General features: G+C 66.4%; 17 protein-coding genes. 9 read left to right on the top strand and 8 right to left on the bottom strand.

The window, feature by feature from the left end:
- Positions 1-21 precede the first annotated feature (21 nt).
- The gene (locus tag ACFVMC_RS13020; RefSeq protein WP_379209809.1) at positions 22-456 is read left to right on the top strand and encodes a GH-E family nuclease; all 435 of its coding nucleotides are present in this window, start codon (positions 22-24) and stop codon (positions 454-456) included.
- A gap of 18 nt (positions 457-474) precedes the next feature.
- On the opposite strand, the gene ACFVMC_RS13015 is transcribed toward ACFVMC_RS13020, so the two are convergent.
- Positions 475-1,083, bottom strand: a complete 609-nt coding sequence (locus tag ACFVMC_RS13015; protein WP_379209807.1) for a dihydrofolate reductase family protein — start codon at positions 1,081-1,083, stop codon at positions 475-477.
- An 86-nt stretch (positions 1,084-1,169) separates the two neighbouring features.
- Here ACFVMC_RS13015 and ACFVMC_RS13010 point away from each other — a divergent pair, with 86 nt between their 5' ends.
- From ACFVMC_RS13010 to ACFVMC_RS12995, 4 genes are all read left to right on the top strand, one after another.
- A complete protein-coding gene (locus ACFVMC_RS13010; RefSeq protein ID WP_379209805.1) occupies positions 1,170-1,505 on the top strand; it encodes an ArsR/SmtB family transcription factor in 336 nt (111 codons plus the stop codon).
- Complete coding sequence (locus ACFVMC_RS13005; protein WP_379209803.1) at positions 1,502-2,008, top strand: SRPBCC domain-containing protein; 507 nt, start codon at positions 1,502-1,504, stop codon at positions 2,006-2,008. The genes ACFVMC_RS13010 and ACFVMC_RS13005 overlap by 4 nt, the downstream gene beginning before the upstream one ends.
- Positions 2,005-2,442: a VOC family protein gene (locus ACFVMC_RS13000; protein ID WP_379209802.1), complete on the top strand. Its 438-nt coding sequence runs from the start codon at positions 2,005-2,007 to the stop codon at positions 2,440-2,442. Before ACFVMC_RS13005 ends, ACFVMC_RS13000 begins: the two co-directional genes overlap by 4 nt.
- Positions 2,443-2,524: 82 nt before the next feature.
- Positions 2,525-3,004: a DUF4189 domain-containing protein gene (locus ACFVMC_RS12995; protein ID WP_379209800.1), complete on the top strand. Its 480-nt coding sequence runs from the start codon at positions 2,525-2,527 to the stop codon at positions 3,002-3,004.
- 286 nt (positions 3,005-3,290) lie between these two features.
- On the opposite strand, the gene ACFVMC_RS12990 is transcribed toward ACFVMC_RS12995, so the two are convergent.
- Genes ACFVMC_RS12990 through ACFVMC_RS12980 form a run of 3 tightly spaced genes read right to left on the bottom strand, consistent with a single transcriptional unit; the run spans position 3,291 to position 7,236 of the window.
- Positions 3,291-4,103, bottom strand: coding sequence for an esterase/lipase family protein (locus tag ACFVMC_RS12990; protein ID WP_379209798.1), 813 nt, complete (start codon positions 4,101-4,103; stop codon positions 3,291-3,293).
- Complete coding sequence (locus ACFVMC_RS12985) at positions 4,100-5,644, bottom strand: family 20 glycosylhydrolase (protein WP_379209796.1); 1,545 nt, start codon at positions 5,642-5,644, stop codon at positions 4,100-4,102. The genes ACFVMC_RS12990 and ACFVMC_RS12985 overlap by 4 nt, the downstream gene beginning before the upstream one ends.
- Positions 5,641-7,236, bottom strand: a complete 1,596-nt coding sequence (locus ACFVMC_RS12980; protein ID WP_379209794.1) for a CocE/NonD family hydrolase — start codon at positions 7,234-7,236, stop codon at positions 5,641-5,643. Before ACFVMC_RS12980 ends, ACFVMC_RS12985 begins: the two co-directional genes overlap by 4 nt.
- Positions 7,237-7,862: 626 nt before the next feature.
- Between ACFVMC_RS12980 and ACFVMC_RS12975 the strand changes: the two genes are divergently transcribed.
- On the top strand, positions 7,863-8,315 hold the full coding sequence (locus ACFVMC_RS12975) for an RICIN domain-containing protein (RefSeq protein ID WP_379209792.1): 453 nt from the start codon (positions 7,863-7,865) through the stop codon (positions 8,313-8,315).
- 49 nt (positions 8,316-8,364) lie between these two features.
- On the opposite strand, the gene ACFVMC_RS12970 is transcribed toward ACFVMC_RS12975, so the two are convergent.
- On the bottom strand, positions 8,365-9,231 hold the full coding sequence (locus tag ACFVMC_RS12970) for an alpha/beta fold hydrolase (protein ID WP_379209790.1): 867 nt from the start codon (positions 9,229-9,231) through the stop codon (positions 8,365-8,367).
- A 64-nt stretch (positions 9,232-9,295) separates the two neighbouring features.
- On the opposite strand from ACFVMC_RS12970, the gene ACFVMC_RS12965 reads away from it, so the two are divergent.
- Entirely contained in the window at positions 9,296-9,913 is a 618-nt protein-coding gene (locus ACFVMC_RS12965) for a TetR/AcrR family transcriptional regulator (protein ID WP_379209788.1), read from the top strand.
- 17 nt (positions 9,914-9,930) lie between these two features.
- Here the strand turns inward: ACFVMC_RS12965 and ACFVMC_RS12960 are convergent, their stop codons facing one another.
- Entirely contained in the window at positions 9,931-10,137 is a 207-nt protein-coding gene (locus ACFVMC_RS12960) for a hypothetical protein (protein ID WP_379209786.1), read from the bottom strand.
- A 285-nt stretch (positions 10,138-10,422) separates the two neighbouring features.
- Between ACFVMC_RS12960 and ACFVMC_RS12955 the strand changes: the two genes are divergently transcribed.
- Positions 10,423-11,061: a TetR/AcrR family transcriptional regulator gene (locus ACFVMC_RS12955; protein ID WP_379209784.1), complete on the top strand. Its 639-nt coding sequence runs from the start codon at positions 10,423-10,425 to the stop codon at positions 11,059-11,061.
- A gap of 22 nt (positions 11,062-11,083) precedes the next feature.
- On the top strand, positions 11,084-12,214 hold the full coding sequence (locus ACFVMC_RS12950) for a hypothetical protein (RefSeq protein WP_379209782.1): 1,131 nt from the start codon (positions 11,084-11,086) through the stop codon (positions 12,212-12,214).
- A gap of 495 nt (positions 12,215-12,709) precedes the next feature.
- On the opposite strand, the gene ACFVMC_RS12945 is transcribed toward ACFVMC_RS12950, so the two are convergent.
- Positions 12,710-13,507: a class I SAM-dependent methyltransferase gene (locus ACFVMC_RS12945; RefSeq protein WP_379209781.1), complete on the bottom strand. Its 798-nt coding sequence runs from the start codon at positions 13,505-13,507 to the stop codon at positions 12,710-12,712.
- Between the two features lie 299 nt (positions 13,508-13,806).
- Positions 13,807-14,070 (bottom strand): hypothetical protein, encoded by a 264-nt coding sequence (locus tag ACFVMC_RS12940; RefSeq protein ID WP_379209779.1) that lies wholly within the window; start codon positions 14,068-14,070, stop codon positions 13,807-13,809.
- Positions 14,071-14,164: the final 94 nt, after the last annotated feature.

The following is a 14,164-nucleotide window of genomic DNA, read 5'->3' as shown; positions in this document are numbered from 1 at the left end:
CTCTCCAGAAGGGGCGGGCCGATGAAGGCTAGCTACCAAACCAAGATCGCGCTGCCCGTGGGCATCTCGTTCGCTGTCACCTGGGTGCCGGACGCCACAATCGTGCAGGCCACCGTGGACGCCTATGTCAACGGCCTGGCGAAGCCGACCTGGTACACCGATCCCCATCAACTGCGTGCCACGCACGACACCCGAATCTTCATGCTCACCGACCGCCAATTCCAGACGGTGACCGACCCATGGAACAGCCCCCAGCTGTTGCGGATCTTCCGGTGCGAGACCTGCGGCCATGGGTGCAGCGAGAGCGGTATCGAACTCGGCCACGTCCAGAAATGGCGGGATCACCTCAAGGCCGCGGCCGTGAGCACCCCCGCCGAAGCCAAGGCGGCGTACAACAATCTCGTCAACCTGCGGCTGGAATGCCGATCGTGCAATGCGAGCCACGATTGGGAGTAGCTCGAATCATGGCCGGAGTCAGGCATTCCGCGTCGCACGGCGATAGATCAGGTGAGTCACCCCGATCCCCTCGATGATCTCCGCCTGTTCGAAGCCGATCGGCGCGGCGTCGCCGAGCCCGGTCAGCATCGGTGTACCGCCACCGAGAACTATCGGCACGACGTCCATGCGCAACTCGTCGAGCAGGCCGGCACGGAGCGCGTCGGCCACGGTGCCGCCGGGGCCGACACCGACGTCGCGATGCCCTGCCACCTCACGGGCTCGCGCGATCGCGTGCTCCACGCCGTCCTCGACGAACGTGAACGGCGTCGTGGCCGTCCAGCCGGTCGGCGGCGGACGGTGCGTGACGACGAATACCGGTACGCCGCTCGGGTGCCGCCCGTTCCACCCTGCGGTGAGGTCGAACTGTTTGCGGCCGACGACACAGGCCCCGACCTGCTCTTGGAGTTCCCGCAGGTACCGGGCGGTCGCCTCGGAAGTGCGGTAGGTCAGCCGGTCCGGATCGGCCGACGGGGTCGCGACGGTGCCCGCCGTGCACCACGCGAACAGCCGGTCGAACCCGGTCTGGCCAGGCCCGGCGATGTAACCGTCCAGCGAGACGGACGCCTGCGTGAAGACTTTTCCCATGATGCCCCCAGAGCATTCGCGATCTTGACAGCCTGAACGCTACCACGTATAAAACCAATAGGTTATTGAACCGAAAGGTTATCAACATGGTGGCAAGCGAAACGCTCGACGCGACGTTCGCGGCACTGGCCGACCCCACCCGCCGGGCCATCCTGGCCCGGCTCGCGACCGGTGAGGCCACGGTCACCGAACTGGCCGAGCCGTTCGCGATGAGCCAGCCGGCCGTCTCCAAACACCTACGGGTGCTCGAACGAGCCGGCCTGGTCAGCCGCGGCCGCGACGCGCAACGGCGGCCGTGCCGGCTGGAAGCCGAACCGCTCCGGACGGCCACCGACTGGCTGGCCGACTACCGCGACTACTGGGAAGCCAGCTACCAGCAACTCGACGCCCTGCTGGGCGAGATGCAGGACGGCCGACCGTGACAGCGCCACACCCCGGCCTCGGGCTGCGGGTCGTCGCATCCGGGTCGACCGACCTCATCCTCACCCGCACATTCGCCGCTCCCGCGGCACTGGTCTTCGCCGCGCTCACCCAACCGGACCTGCTCCGCCGCTGGCACGGCGCCCGCGGCTGGACGCTCACCACGTGCGAGGTCGACCTGCGCCCCGGCGGCGCCTGGCGGTTCGTCTCCACCGGCCCGGCCGGCACCGAGATGGAACAGCATGGGCTGTTCCGCGAGGTCGTGTCGCCGGTTCGCCTGGTACAGACCGAGATCCACCGGGATTGGGCCGACGGAGCGGCACTGGTCATCACCGCCCTGAACGAGACGGACGCACGCACCACCATGACCGTCACCGCGCGATATTCCTCCTCCGAGATCCGCGACGCCGTCCTGCGCAGCCCGATGCAACGCGGCGCAGGCGAAGGATTCGACCGTCTCGCCGCACTACTCACCACCCTCATCCATGAAAGGCGCCACCCATGAACGACACCAGCTCCGCCACCGAGGCCCCGCAGAATTCCGCCAACCCACCCGTGCCGCCCGGCACACTCCTGCTCGAGCTGGTGCCGGTGCCGGTCACCGATATCGAACGGGCCAAATCCTTCTACCAGGACCAGCTCGGGTTCCACCTCGACGTCGACGTCAACCCGAAGCCCGGTATCCGCATCGTCCAACTCACCCCACCCGGCTCGGCCTGCTCGATCACCCTCGCGGAAGGTCTGCCCACCCTCGACATGCCGCCGGGAACACTGCGCGGTCTGCACCTGGTGGTCGCCGACATCGAAGCGTCCCGCGCCGAACTCGTCGAACGCGGCGTCGAGATCACCGAGGTCGAGGACCTCGGCGGCGTGTTCTACGCGTACTTCGCCGACCCCGACGGCAACACCTGGTGCCTTCAGCACATGCCGTGGCGTTGACGATCGTGTGAAACCTTGACAGTCAGTGGTGTTTTCGCCATGATCAGCCGGCTGTTGATATTCCACTCCGGGGGTTGATCGCGTGTCGCTGTTGCAGAAGTCCGCCTTGGCCATCGCCGTCCCGCTCGCGGGGACGTTCATGATGGCCGGGCCCGCACACGCCGACACCGATCTGTACGGCGCGGTCGCGGTCGGCGTCATGCCGTCCCGGCTCGGCGTGGCGGTCGACTATCCGACCCAGGAAGCCGCGGACCAAGCCGCCAAGGACGTATGCGGCAGCAAGATCATCAACGGCACGACCCTCGACTGCAACGTCTTCGGGCAGGTGCACAATGAGTGCGGCGTACTGATCCAACGCAATATCGACGGCGCTGTGCTGCCCGGATACAACGAACCCATGTTCCGCTTCGGCAAGGGCCCCACCGCCGAAGCCGCCCAGAAGAACGCGGGATACACCCCCGGCGTCAGCCTCAGCAAGGGTTTTCCGATCCTGTTGGGCCTCGGCGGCTACTTCGGTGACGAGTTCGTCCTGGATACCCTGTGCACCGCGAACGCCGGGTGAGCCACACGCAATGCTCCTGACGGATCAGGGGCGCATCGGCCGACTCCGAACCGTTCCTGAAGAACGCCTGCGGGTTTCGCTCGACTACGCCCGCATCAGCCCGGTCATCGGAGGCGCGCGACGCACACGCGGTGTGCGCCTGCGGGCTACCGACATGGACTGGTCGGCCGGAGGTGCGCGGATCAGGTGAAGCGTTGCTGCTGACGATGACAGGTAGAGCCGCAGCGGTAATCGGCGAACTCGACGGTGCGGGCATGGTGCGTCTGGTCGAACAAGACACCCGGCCTCAGGACGACAACTGAGCAGCGACCCACTTCATCACCACAGGATTGCTCGGCATTTCTCGATGAGTGACCCGCACCGGGCTCAGGTCCTGCACGAACTGGTTACTCACCCCCGGCTCGTCGATGAATGAGGCCGTGCCCGCAGGCGTCACGACGACGTCGTCTCGGGTCGCCAGAATCGCGTATCGCACTCCTGGCTGCGCGATCCGCCCGTCGCTCAGCGCCCGGATGAAGCCTGATCCTCTCTGCAGATCGAGGCATGCCGGGCAGAACAACGGCAGCACTTGCTGATTCACGATCCCGTGTAGCGCCGGAACCTGGTTCGCGACCTCGACCGCTCCCACGAGGTCGGTGCCGTGCGAGGCCACGGCGAGCAGGATCTGCAAGCGCACCTTTCCCGCCTGCCCCAGGTTCTTGGCGTAGTACTCGGCGATGGTGCCGCCTTGGGAATGGCCGACGATATCGACCCTGGCCGCGCCTGTCACGGCAAGGACGCGAGCGATGTAGGCGGCGACATCGACGGCCGACTCTGCGATCGGGGCCACTCCAGCACCCACCGGGATCGGAGTCGGGTACTGACCGTAGGTCGGGGTATACACGCAGTAGCCGTCCGCAATCAGCTTGGAGGACAGGATGTTCCACGCCGAGGAGTCGTCCATGGTCCCGTGCAGCAGGACCACCGGATACGGATGGTGCGGTGGTGGAGTGCACGCGACGGGTTCGTTCGAGGAGGCGGCGGCGACCGGGGCACTGCCCAGCCTGGACAGCAGCGCTGCCAGCAGCAGCAGCCGCAGACCACCGGTGATCAGGCTCATCCCGCAGGAACCCCCACCACGCGAACATGATCGGCGAACCCGGAGTAGGTGAGCCCAGCCGGCGGGCGTGCCCATAGCTGCTGAGCCATGATCGGCAGCCGCGCCCGAATCGAGGGAACCATCTGTTCCTCGGTCATTGCCGTCGGATCGTCACACCAGATGTGCAGTTTCGACCCGGTGAGGCGGGAGCGCTGTTCGGGACGCAGGCGGGTGCCGTTGACGAAAAGCCCCGGATCCCAGGCGTAGAGCACCTCCGGCGGGGTGTTCATCGGTGCCGCGTAGCCGCCGCTGGCCCAATAGGTGGGTGTGAAGGCGGAATTCATGATGCGGTGGCCGTCGTCGACGACTTCGGCGGGTCCGTGCTGGTTGCCCACCCAGGGCAGCAGGCCGTCACCGGAGCTCCAGTATTCGACCAGCACCGAGGGATCGACTCGAATCCGGGCCCTGTGCGGTATTCCGTCGTTCCACATACGCGAGGTCTTGCCGTAGGAACGCACGATGCCGTCGGCCCAGTTGAAGAACGCCGCCACCGCGTCCGCGCCCGTGGCCTCCGGACCGAGGGTTTCGCGGGCGTACGCATCGAGCTGGGGGTAGCGCGAGAAGTCCCCGACGTATTCGTCCCCGCCGATATGGAACTGGTCGCTCGGGAACAGCGGTACGAACTCGTGCAGCAGGTCTTCGACGAGCCGACGGGATTCCGGCATCGAGATGTCGATCTTGCCGGTGGCGCTACCGGCGAGCAGAGCGTCGGTCACCGCGTCGGCCGGGGTGCTGGATTGCGGGCGCAGGGTGAGGTTCTCGTGGGCACGCAGTATGCCGTTCATGTGTGCCGGGAATCCGATCTCCGGTACCACCTGGATGCCGTATTCGCTTGCGTAGGAGACGATCTCGGCGATCTGAGCCTTGGTGTAGTGCTGCTCGGCGGTGATTTCGGGATGCGAGGCGCTCTGGAGCCGGAAGCCGCCGGTATCGGACAGGTGCAGATGCAGCAGGTTCATCCGGTAGTACGCCATCTCTCGGATGCGCTGCTTGATGAACCCGACGCTCATGTACTCGCGACCGACATCGAGCATGAGCCCACGTTCGGCGTAGTCCGGCCAGTCGGTCACCCGTCCCGCGGGCAGGACGGCATCCTGCGTGAACCATTGCAGCAGAGTCCGACTCGCATGTGCCGCCCCCGCAGGGGTGCGCGCCGTGACCGCCAGGGTGTCGGCGATGTCGATACGGTAGGACTCTGCCTCGGCCGGACCGGAAGCATCGACGCGGATCACCACGTCTCCCGCTCGTGCGGGGGCCGAGGCCACGCGGGCCGCCCGCCCGCTTCGGGTGAGGTCGGCGGCCAGGCGCTCGGCGATCGGTGACGCCGCACCGTCGGCCACGATGCGGACCGTGCCGCTCGGCGCGAAGTGGCCGCTGCCGGGTTCCCACCGCTGCACGCTGGGCACCGAGATCGGCAGGGTGGCAGTCGGTTCCGCCCCTGCCGTGGGCATGGTGTGAACCGGCCACGCCAGCACCGCGATCGCGAGCAGGAGCGCCCTCACCCCGCATGCACCGGGATGAGAACGGTCGACGGCGAACAGAACGTGATCACACTTCCCATCGGCGTCGCGCTGGTGAACGGAACCGGGTCCTGGGAGGTCACGGTCAGTGTGAGCCGGTGTCCCGGAGCCAGATTCCAATACGTCGGCGCGAGATCCCACGCGATGTCGTTCGGTTCGTTCGGGGTCAGGCCGCGGCGAGTGAGGGGTGCGTAGGTGATCTCCTTGCCGGTCCCGTCGGGAGCCTCGTCGTAGAGGATGCCGATCAGCGTCAGATCGGGGCTCGACGGCTCGACGGTCAGAGCGATGCGTGTGGTGCCTGCGACGCGACCACCCTCGGGGAACGGCGTGGTCTGCCAGACCGCGGCCAGGTTGCGGTCCACTCCCGCGAGCGGAATGGCCGGTGGAATCCCCAGCTGGGCCACGACGCCGCTGACATAGGGCACCGCGGCCACGGCGATGGTCGGACCGGAGTTCAGCGATTGGCTCCAGGCCTGCGTGCCGTCGGCTCCCATCGTCGCGGTCGCGGGGGCGGACAGGGGGAACTCGCGGACAGCGGCGAGGGCCGCCGAGACCGAGGGAAACCCGGTGTAGGGGGCGCCGAGTCCGCCGTTGGCGGGCGAGAGCTGGACCGGCGCTTGCTGATCGATACCGTTGTCGGCTCCGTTGACATGGTGGTCCAGCCATCGGATTCCGGCGTCCCACACCGGATTCGGCCAGCCCATGATCTGACCGGTGCCGCCTCCGGTCGAGTGATCACCGGCCTGCATGTACAGCATCTTCGGGCCGGTCAGCTGATCGAAGAGGGAGAACGCCAGCCCCGACGGCAACAGCGAGTCCTGCCAGTCGTGGGCGAGGAAGACGGCGGTGCCGTTGGCGTTGAGCTTCGGGATCGCTTCGGCGAGTAGGTGCTCGTTGGGCAGCCCTTCGAGGGCGGCGGCGTTGTTGTTCAGGATCATCTGCAGGCCACGATCGACCAGATCAGGGCTGAAACGATTGGTTGCCGCACCGGCCAAGGCGAGTGCGATCGGCCCGCCGGTCTTCGGGGTGCCGTTGGGCGCGAGCGCATCTCCGAGATCCGTGGGCGGGGAATCGGCGACGATGGCTTTGATCCGCGGGTCGTGCGCTGCGGCGATCAGCGACATGCCCGCGCCGTAGGAGCCGCCCGCGATCGCGATGCGGTCCGGATCGGCGTTCAGATTCGCGATGGCCCAGTCGATCACGGCTGAGGCGTCCTCGGCGTCCTTCGGTCCGAGCATGGCGACCTCTCCTTCGGAGAGGTACATGCCTCTGGCGGTGTACTCGACCGAGATGAAGCTCTCGCCGGTGGACAGGCGGTAGGCCGATCCGAGGCTGCCCATGGCCGGCATTCCCCACCCTGAGGGCTGCAGGACCAGCGGACTCTTGTGGGTGGCGATGTCGGGTGGCGCGGTGATGACCGCGTTGAGCCGGACACCGTCCGCCCCGGGAATGAACAGGGTGGTGGCCTGCCCGCCGGGGATCGGGACCGCGTGGCCGGACGGACCGGCCAAGGTGAGGTACGAGGCGAGGAGAACGGCCGCCACCGCGGTGCCGAGCAGGGATTTCGTCCTCACAGCAGGGCCTCGATGAGTTGACCGAGGTTGTGCAACAACGAGACCGGCGACATCAGCAGATAGCCGAGCAGCGTGCCCACGAGGTCGGGTGCTGGGAGTTGGTTCATTGGCGTTTCCTGCCATTCCGGACGAAATCGCGCGTCAGCGAGCCCACCTTCGAAACGTAGCGGTGATCGTTTCTGCGCTCACTGACCGCAAATCAGTCAATAACAATCAACTTACTTACAGGTAAGGAAGGACGATAACAGTGCTACCCATGCTGCGCAATGGGTGACTACATGCGATCTCGCAACGCCTCGATCCCGTTGTGCGACATAGCCGCCGGTCATTCGGCGCGGTGTTGGACGTTGATTCGGCGGCCGAGACCTGGCTCCGCGCGACCAGGCGGATCGACCATGATCGCGGCAAAGGTACGGCGGAGCATGCGCCGGCAGCCGGTCCAGACACTTCGAAGCGGGTGGAACACGCACTGTCCGGGGTAGCTGCCGGAGGAGCGTGTCGCCATCCGATCGAGGGCACGGCTCTGAAGACTGATCCGGACCGATGAGTCTCGGGCCTGAGTAGTGAGGTGTCATATGCGAATCCCGTCGACACGAACAGTGGCGATCGCTGGTGCTGTCGCTGTGGTGACCGTGGTGGTTTCCCCCGGCAGCGCCGAGGCGGAGCCCGCACCCGCCAATTACCAGCTCGCCAATCTCTTCGTCGGGGAATCGGCGCGTATGACCAGCGGCGACGCAGTTGTGAAAATGAGGGCCGGGACCGGCGAAACCAACCAGGTGTGGACCTTGACGAGCTGGCCCACTCCCTTCATCAAAATATCCGGCACCGATCTCTGCATCACCGCAATTCAGTCGGGCCCGATCTCGGCGGCGCAGTGCGAGACCAAGGGCGGGCAGATCTGGGAGTTCCGCGACGGCGACGGCTCGTACACGATCCGCAACACGCTCAACATAAAGAACTGCCTGACAGCCGAAGGAGTGGGCGCGCCTGTCTATTCCGCGCCCTGCACGAACCCCGGCACGAACCCCGGGAAGAAGAAGAGGTTCCAGCAGCAGAGGTGGATCCTGATACCGCAATGAATCCGGGCGAGACCGAGTCAGGAATTCACGGTCGACTATGTCCGGGAGATCAGGTCGGCGAGTCCTTTCGCCGGAGGTGGTCGAGGACAAGGCCGCGGACCGGTTCGACGTCGGCCAGCAGACCGTGCCCCGCACCGGGGAGGACCACCGTGTGCGCCCCGGCACGCCGCGCGACTTCCGCGGCCGCCTCCGAATCGTGCACCTGACTCGCTCCCGCCAGGGCGACCAGGGTCGGGACCGGCAGGTGCGTCGGCTCGTCCGGCAGGTGCGGATGAACGATCGGTGAGGCCGGGAAGTGCGCCGCTCCGTGCGCGAGCAGGTCGAGGTAGGTCTCCACGTGCGCCGGCGCGCTGCCGGGTGCGCCCGATGTCAGCATCGCGCGGGCATCGTCGAAAGTCGGGTGTGGGTCGCGGTTTCGGCCCAGCTCCTCGAACTCGGGGCTCAGTCCGGCGAAGACCAGGGGCGGATCGAGCAGGACGAGCCGCCGCACCCGTTCGGGATGGGCCAGCGCGAACCGGAACGCGAGGTGCCCGCCCAGGGACTGGCCGCACAGGTCGGCGGCGGGCAACTCGAGCAGATCGAACGTTTCCGCCAGCCAGTCCACGAGATCGTCCATGCTGGTCACAGCAGCGCCGGTGTGCCGACTGCGGCCCGGTTCGCCGATGGTATCCACGGCCAGCACGTGATGCTCCTCGGCCAGCGATCCGACTACCGGATACCACATTCCGGCCGTGCCGCTGTATCCGTGGAGCAGGACCAGCGGCGACGCTGCGGTCGGGCCCGCGGACGTGACCCGTGTCGTCCCATACCGTCCCGGAAGATCCACCGTCTCGACCGGCACCGGCCAATTGGCCATCACCGCGTCGTAGGCCGCGAAATACGCTGTCTCCAGCTCGGGGTCGGTGAATGCTGTCATCGCGCACCCTTTCCAAGTCAACTGTATTATGTCAACTGTATGGCAATAACGGAAGGGGCGCGCGTTGCCGAAACAGGTCGACCACCGAGAACGCCGCGAAACCATCGCACGCGCGCTATGGCGGGTAGTGGAACAGCAAGGCTGGTCCCGGGCAACGATGCGCGAGGTCGCCGCCGCGGCGGGCGTCTCCCTGGGACAGGTCCAGCACTACTTCGCCTCCCGCACAGCGATGCTCGAATTCGCGATGGAGTTCGCTTCCGAACAGACCGCCCAGCGCGTCACCCGAAGCCTCGAGCGTCTCGGGTCCCCCGCACACCCCCGAGACGCACTGCGCGTCATCCTCATGGAAATGCTTCCCCTGCACGCGGACGCCCGCGCCACCAGCCGCATGAGTGCCGCCTACACTCTCGAGGCCCTACACGACCCGGAGCTGCACGAACGCGCCCGCCTCGGACTCCGCAACGGCAGAGCGCAGACCGAACGCCTGATCGGACAAGCGATCACCGAAGGTCATATCCCGCCGGATCGCGATCCGGTCATCGAGACGAACCTGCTCCTCGCACTGACCGGCTTCACCCCACTGCTCGACCTCGGCGTCATCGATCCCGAGGCAGCGTCGGCCGCTATCGATTACCACCTCGACAGACTCTTCGACGGCACATCGCACAATCCCGGCCGGTGAGCCGGCGCGGCCTTGGATCAGCCGGCGACTGCTTGGGCGAGGCGGGGCAGCTGACGGAGTGGGTTGTGGCGCTCCACCTCCATGCGCTGGGCGCTGTCGAAGAACTCACCTAGACCGGGTGCGGGATCGCGATCACCGGTTTGCGGAAGGGTGGCAGCGCTGAAGGGCCAGTCGGAGCCGAAGACGACGTGGTCGCGGCTGGTGACGGCCAGCACGCTGGCCATGGCGGCGGGTGAGCCGCTGAGGGCGGTGTCGTAGTAGAAGCGCGATATCTGGTTCTTCGGTGAAGAAGATGTCTCGGTCGCCGACCCGGACCGTCCGCCCGGCTTCGACTCCGCTGTCAGTGCTTGTCACAGCCAACCTCCACACGTTGTTGATGAAATCATCAGTGAAGATGAAGTTCGCTGTCAAGCAGAATTTGATGATTTGATCAGAATGAGGCGGCGCTCACGGTCGCAACTGACCGTTTCCTCAGATATGATTTCTCCGGACAATGAGGGGAAGGCCCGATGACAGCTGAACCAGTGGCGCCCACTCGCACCGATCGCCGGCGTGAGCGCACCCGCAACGCCCTGCTCGGCGCAGCGCGCAAGTTCCTGTCCGAGGGCAGGTCGGCGGTCAGCATCCAGGACATCACCGACGCCGCCGATGTCGGATTCGGGTCCTTCTACAACCACTTCGATTCCAAAGAGCAGCTTTTCGACGAAGCGGTGCGCTCGGCACTGCAGGTCTACAGCGAGCTACGCGACGGCATCGTGGCCCTCTACGACGATCCGGCCGAGGTCTTCGCGGTCAGTTTCCGAATGACCGGTCGGCTCCAGCGCCGCCTGCCGGAAATGGTCAAGGTGGTGCTGAATTCCGGGATGTCGGTGATGCTGCGCGACGAAGGGCTGGCCCCCCGCGCGCGCCGTGACATCCGCGCCGCCCAGAGCGCAGGCCGGTTCGAGCCGATGGATCTCGACCTGGCGGTCGTGGCCGCCGGCGGCGCGCTACTCGGGTTGCTCCAATTACTCGATGCCGACCCCGACGCCGACGCCGACGCTCTCTCCGATGAGATGACCTATCGCGTGCTGCGGATGTTCGGAATGAACACCCGGACTGCCCGGCGGCTGAGCTCCGGACATCTGCCAGACGTCCCGGAACTCTGAGCGCGCCCCGGGAGCGGAGGAAATGGTCGGTCGGGAATCACTTGTCGTCGCAGTCGCACTCACTGCCGGTGCGGTCGCGAAAGGCCGCGGGGTCGCACCGCAGGCGCTCGTCGAGGAGTACGAGGCGTTGCAGGCTTCGATCATCGCCCGCGAACCTCATGTCACGCTGTCGGAGCTGCATCGGCGGGAAGAGTCCGCGCACGGGGCGCGCGACAGCGGGACCCTGGCCGACATGTTCGAGGACCTGGCGAGCTTGGACTGTCACCCGGATCTCGTCACCCGTGCCGAGAACCTGTTCACGACAACACAGCGAATACTTGCCCGACGTGCCGAGGCCGACGCGGATGCCGACCTCATGTGCCTGCTCGGCGGACTCTTCGACGATGTACGCGCACTCGATCGTGCCGAGGACTGGTACATCAAGGCCGCCGAACTCGGCAGCACATCAGCGATGGTCGCGCTCACCGGATTACTCGGAGCCTGGGGCCGGACCGATGAGGCGGAGGAATGGCAGCAGAAAGCCGCTGCCCTCGGCGATCGCAGTGCGCTGATCACCTTGTCGCGACAGCTACAGGACGACGATCGGTGGGCCGAAATCGTGGAGCCCACCCGCCGGGCCGCCGCGGCGGGCAGCTCCTCGGCGATGCTCACGCTCGCCGCCGTGGCCCAGGATCGCGGCGCGCTCGACGAGGCCGAGATGTGGCACCACAATGCGCTCTACGTCGATCCGGACTGGCCATATTTCCTCGACCAGTTCTATTTCGGCGACACCATGTTCCTGACGGACCGATACCGGGACGCGGCCGAAGCGGGCAATCCGCGGGCGATGACCTACCACGCTTCTCGACTCGGCGCCGAGGGCGAGGCCGGCGCGGCCGAACAGTGGTACCAGCGTGCCATCCACGCCGGAGACCAGCTGGCAGCAGTCGGTTTGGCCGGCCTGTTGGTCGACACGGACAGGGTGGCCGATGCCGAGGATTGGTGTCGCCGGGCGGCCGGTACCGGGTATACACTCGCCGCGCTCCGCATGGGAGAACTACTACGCAACCGCGGCGCGGAGTCCGAAGCCGAGCATTGGTACCGGATCGCCGCAGAAGCGGGATACCTCGCAGCGGCGGATGCCCTCGAGGAGCTCGAGTCCCCCCGACCGTGAAGACGATGCCGAGAGACGGTCCGCATGGCGCGGGTCGCGCGATGAGCAGACATTCTGCGGCGCAGACGATCTCGCGACACAACAGACACCGATCGCCAGGAAAATCGACGACGCTCGCGGCTAGACTGACCGCATGGGCACCGAAGATATGCGCTACGGCCGTTGTAGCGCATGCGGCGCCGACGAGGTATACAAGGGCGAGTACGTTGCACAGGGCGGTTTACGTTCGGCGGACGCCCTCTTGGTCAGGCACGTCGGGTTCGACGCCTACGTCTGTGCAGACTGTGGGTGTATCCAGTTGCACGCGCAGCTGAACCGGAAGTTGTCGTCGCGCATTCGGGACAAGTTTCAGTGGATACCACCGCATCGGGCCGTCGACGACTAGCGTCGGGATACGGCGCCACAGGCACGGCCGGCAGGTCTTCACGCCGAACCGCGCTGCCCACGATCTGCCGACGGCCGCGGGCGATGGGTGTCGAACTAGCCCGTGATGCGTCACAACAGGTCGATTCGGCGGGCCCATGCGCGGACCGTGGGTGGGGCGTAGTGCCACCGATGTTCGTCTGCCAGTTCGGCTTGCGCAGCGGTGATCACCTCGGGGCGCACGCCTAGAGCGGCCAGGGTGTCGTGGGCCTGCACCCAGGTCAGATTCCACATGCGTGCCATCGGTGAGCCTCCCCGAAACATCGGAATGTCCGCTTCGGCGTGAACATCGCCGAGCCCGAGCGTCTTCAACTGAGCAGGCAGGTTCCTGGCCCAGGACTGACTCGCCCCCGCGAACTCGGTCGAGCGCGCGAAGGCCCGCCAGACTTCACCGAACGGGCCCGGCATTACATCGAGTACGCCGAGCCCATCGCCTTCTTCGAGCATGAGCACGCCGCCGGGTGCCAGCGCTCGGGTCAACCGCCGCAAAACGGCGTCCCGATCGGCGATGTGCAGCAGGACGAATCGTGTGTGGACGAAATCGAATTCGCCTTCGGGGAGGTCGTCGGCGACGAGATCGATTCGGGCGATTTCGCCCCCGCGGCCGGGTATGTCGGCGAGGTGGCGCGGGTCGGCGTCGACCGCGAGTACTCTGCCGTCCGGCAGTACCGCCTCACACAGCCAGCGCGCGAAGGAACCGCCGCCTGCTCCAGCTTCCAGACACCGCCATTTCGCCTGTACGCCAAGTCGTTTCGCCAGCGCGATACTTGCCGGGTCGTAGGCCGCGCCGAGTAGAGCAAGGCGTTCGTCGGCAAAATCCCATTCGTTGGGCAGCGTGTAGTACGGGTCGTTCGGCGCGGACCAGGTCATGCCCAGACGCTAGGCCCGGTACCGTCAACCAAGAGCCGGTTCACCGCACATTCCTGTGCCGAGTGATCGAATCCACACCGCCGGAACAGCTTCGGACGCGCCAACTCCTTGCCCGGCAGAACTCCGCCTCACCAGTGTTCTCCGCCTGTGGCCGCGGCGAAGTCGCGGTCGATGATCTCGACAAGAGCGGTTCAGGGCTAGGCAGAACCAACGGCTCGAGGGGCCCGCATGATCGCGGACCCCTCCGGACCTCGGCCCGACTCGAACGGGCAACTCCCCTCTCCGAACTGCGGGCGCGCTCATCCGGTGGCCAACGCGCCTGAGGCGAGGTCGGTGCGGATGTTAGCGTCCGACCCAATCGGCGAGCAACGGTTATTCGGCGCGACCAGGACGTGCCCGAGCAATGTCGGATACTTACGCAAGAAGGCGATGTTGTCCGCGGTTTCGGCGACCACCTCGTGCCATCCGTCCCCGCCGATACCGGCGACGACTTCGCATATGAAACATGCGCTGTCCTGAACTCGCTGGATATAGGCTTGCACGTCGAACGGAACACGTTGCATACCAAACGATTCTGCCCGGTCCACGTGAAGGACGCTCCGGCGGCGCGGCGTCGGCCGAGCATCGCGATAGGCTGGCTCTTCGATTGCGCCGGAA

Origin of the sequence: Nocardia sp. NPDC127579, from assembly GCF_042672005.1 — a bacterium.
Taxonomy (GTDB): domain Bacteria; phylum Actinomycetota; class Actinomycetes; order Mycobacteriales; family Mycobacteriaceae; genus Nocardia.
This window is presented reverse-complemented; position numbering and strand designations above follow the sequence as displayed.

What these genes read in the sequence shown, in the direction of transcription:
- ACFVMC_RS13015 (WP_379209807.1), bottom strand. Translation starts at nt 1,083, where the DNA reads ATGGGAAAAGTCTTCACGCAGGCGTCCGTCTCGCTGGACGGTTACATC.
- ACFVMC_RS12955 (WP_379209784.1), top strand. Translation starts at nt 10,423, where the DNA reads ATGACAGCTGAACCAGTGGCGCCCACTCGCACCGATCGCCGGCGTGAG.
- ACFVMC_RS12990 (WP_379209798.1), bottom strand. Translation starts at nt 4,103, where the DNA reads ATGAGCCTGATCACCGGTGGTCTGCGGCTGCTGCTGCTGGCAGCGCTG.
- ACFVMC_RS12945 (WP_379209781.1), bottom strand. Translation starts at nt 13,507, where the DNA reads ATGACCTGGTCCGCGCCGAACGACCCGTACTACACGCTGCCCAACGAA.
- ACFVMC_RS13020 (WP_379209809.1), top strand. Translation starts at nt 22, where the DNA reads ATGAAGGCTAGCTACCAAACCAAGATCGCGCTGCCCGTGGGCATCTCG.
- ACFVMC_RS13010 (WP_379209805.1), top strand. Translation starts at nt 1,170, where the DNA reads ATGGTGGCAAGCGAAACGCTCGACGCGACGTTCGCGGCACTGGCCGAC.
- ACFVMC_RS13000 (WP_379209802.1), top strand. Translation starts at nt 2,005, where the DNA reads ATGAACGACACCAGCTCCGCCACCGAGGCCCCGCAGAATTCCGCCAAC.
- ACFVMC_RS12950 (WP_379209782.1), top strand. Translation starts at nt 11,084, where the DNA reads ATGGTCGGTCGGGAATCACTTGTCGTCGCAGTCGCACTCACTGCCGGT.
- ACFVMC_RS12960 (WP_379209786.1), bottom strand. Translation starts at nt 10,137, where the DNA reads ATGGCCAGCGTGCTGGCCGTCACCAGCCGCGACCACGTCGTCTTCGGC.
- ACFVMC_RS12970 (WP_379209790.1), bottom strand. Translation starts at nt 9,231, where the DNA reads ATGACAGCATTCACCGACCCCGAGCTGGAGACAGCGTATTTCGCGGCC.
- ACFVMC_RS12940 (WP_379209779.1), bottom strand. Translation starts at nt 14,070, where the DNA reads ATGCAACGTGTTCCGTTCGACGTGCAAGCCTATATCCAGCGAGTTCAG.